This is a genomic window from Burkholderia sp. LMG 13014, from assembly GCF_905232215.1.
Taxonomy (GTDB): domain Bacteria; phylum Pseudomonadota; class Gammaproteobacteria; order Burkholderiales; family Burkholderiaceae; genus Burkholderia.
Map to the genome: position 1 here is coordinate 1 of NZ_CAJNKE010000869.1, position 1,858 is coordinate 1,858.

2 protein-coding genes and 1 pseudogene are annotated in these 1,858 nt (G+C 68.5%); 1 reads left to right on the top strand and 2 read right to left on the bottom strand.

Annotated features, from left to right (window positions below):
* The coding region (locus JYJ84_RS35620; protein ID WP_205190206.1) for a ThiF family adenylyltransferase at positions 1-693 on the top strand (693 nt) is incomplete at its 5' end.
* A gap of 115 nt (positions 694-808) precedes the next feature.
* Here the strand turns inward: JYJ84_RS35620 and trxA are convergent.
* Complete coding sequence (gene trxA, locus JYJ84_RS35625) at positions 809-1,657, bottom strand: thioredoxin (protein WP_174955472.1); 849 nt, start codon at positions 1,655-1,657, stop codon at positions 809-811.
* Positions 1,658-1,709: 52 nt separating this feature from the next.
* Positions 1,710-1,858, bottom strand: a pseudogene (locus JYJ84_RS35630) (pirin-like C-terminal cupin domain-containing protein); the annotation flags it as partial.

Sequence of the window (1,858 nt, forward strand, 5' to 3'; positions counted from 1 at the left end):
GGCGGTGTCGGGTCGTGGGTGGCCGAGGCGCTCGCGCGCAATGCTGTCGGCACGCTGACGCTGATCGATCTCGACAACGTCGCGGAAAGCAATACGAACCGGCAGATCCACGCGCTCGACGGCAATTACGGCAAGCCGAAGGTCGACGCGATGGCCGAGCGGATCGCGCTGATCGATCCTGCGTGCCGCGTGAACCGGATCGAGGATTTCGTCGAGCCCGACAACTTCGACGCGCTGCTCGGCGGCGGTTTCGACTACGTGATCGACGCGATCGACAGCGTGCGCACGAAGGTCGCGCTGATCGCGTGGTGCGTCGCGAAGCGCCAGCCGCTCGTCGTGGTCGGCGGCGCGGGCGGCCAGCTCGATCCGACGCGTATCCGGATCGACGATCTCGCGCTGACGATCCAGGATCCGCTGCTGTCGAAGGTGCGCGCGCAGTTGCGCAAGCAGCACGGCTTTCCGCGCGGGCCGAAGGCGCGTTTCAAGGTCAGCGCCGTGTATTCGGACGAGCCGCTGATTTACCCGGAAGCGGCCGCGTGCGACCTCGAGGACGGCGCCGAGCCGTCTGCGGCCGCGCACGTCGCCGGGCTCAACTGTGCGGGATTCGGTTCGAGCGTGTGCGTGACCGCGAGCTTCGGCTTCGCGGCCGCCGCGCATGCGCTGCGCGCGATCGCGGCGCAGGCTGCCGGCTGAGCCGTGGTGAAGCGCGGTCGTTGAGGGATGCTGCGGCGCGTGACACGCGCCGTCGTAGGTCATGCGGGGCGATCCCGCAGCCGGGCCGTTGCGGCCCGGCGGGTCACCCATCCGTTCAGTGGAGCGCCATGCTCAGCTTGCGTCGCCACCCGGCGACGAGGTCCGGGCGATCGCCGGCCAGCTCGAACACCGAGATCATCGTGCGGCGGCCGAGATCGTCGCCGTACGCGCGGTCGCGCGTGACGATTTCCAGCAACTGCTCCAGCGCACCTTCATACGCCCGCCGCGCGATCAGGCTCTGCGCGAGATCGAAACGCGCGTCGAGATCGGCCGGGTTCGCCGCGATGCGCGCTTCGAGCGCATCGGTCGGCGGCAGGTCGGCCGTGGCTTCGAGTGCGTCGAAACGGGTCTTGATCGCCTGGTAGCGCGGATCGCCGTTCTGCACGGTCTGCGGCGACAGGCGTTCGGTCTCGGCGCGCGCGGCGTCGACCTGGTTGCTCGCGAGCAGCAGTTCGATCAGATCGAGGCGCGCGTCGTCGAAGCCGGGGTTCAGCGCGAGCGCCGCCTCGAGGTGCGTGAGTGCGTCGTCGTAGCGCTCCTCGGCGATCGCGTACTGCGCGGCACGCCGTTCGGCTTCCTCGGGCGCCGGCAGGAGCCGGTCGAGGAAGGCGCGCAACTGGCCTTCGGGCAGCACGCCGACGAACTGGTCGACCGGGCGCCCGTCGGCGAACGCGATCACGTGCGGGATGCTGCGCGTCTGGAAGTGCGCGGCGAGTTCCTGGTTCTCGTCGACGTTGACCTTCACGAGCTTCCAGCGGCCTTCATAGTCGCCTTCGAGCTTTTCCAGCAGCGGGCCGAGCGTCTTGCAGGGGCCGCACCACGGCGCCCAGAAGTCGACCAGCACGGGTGCGTCCAGCGACGCCTCGATGACGTCTTTCTCGAATGTGGCAAGCGTGGTGTCCATGTCGTTCTCTTTCGTTCGAATGTCGTCAGGATGGGGGCGGTGCGCCCCTTTTTCAACGCGGCTTCGATTCGGGCAGCGGAATCCACTCGGTCTCGCCCGGCACCTTGCCCATTTCCTGGCGCGTCCAGGCTTCTTTCGCGCGCTCGATCGCGTCGCGGCTGCTGGCGACGAAATTCCATTCGATGAAGCGCTCGCCGTCGA

What these genes read in the sequence shown, in the direction of transcription:
- trxA (WP_174955472.1), bottom strand. Translation starts at nt 1,657, where the DNA reads ATGGACACCACGCTTGCCACATTCGAGAAAGACGTCATCGAGGCGTCG.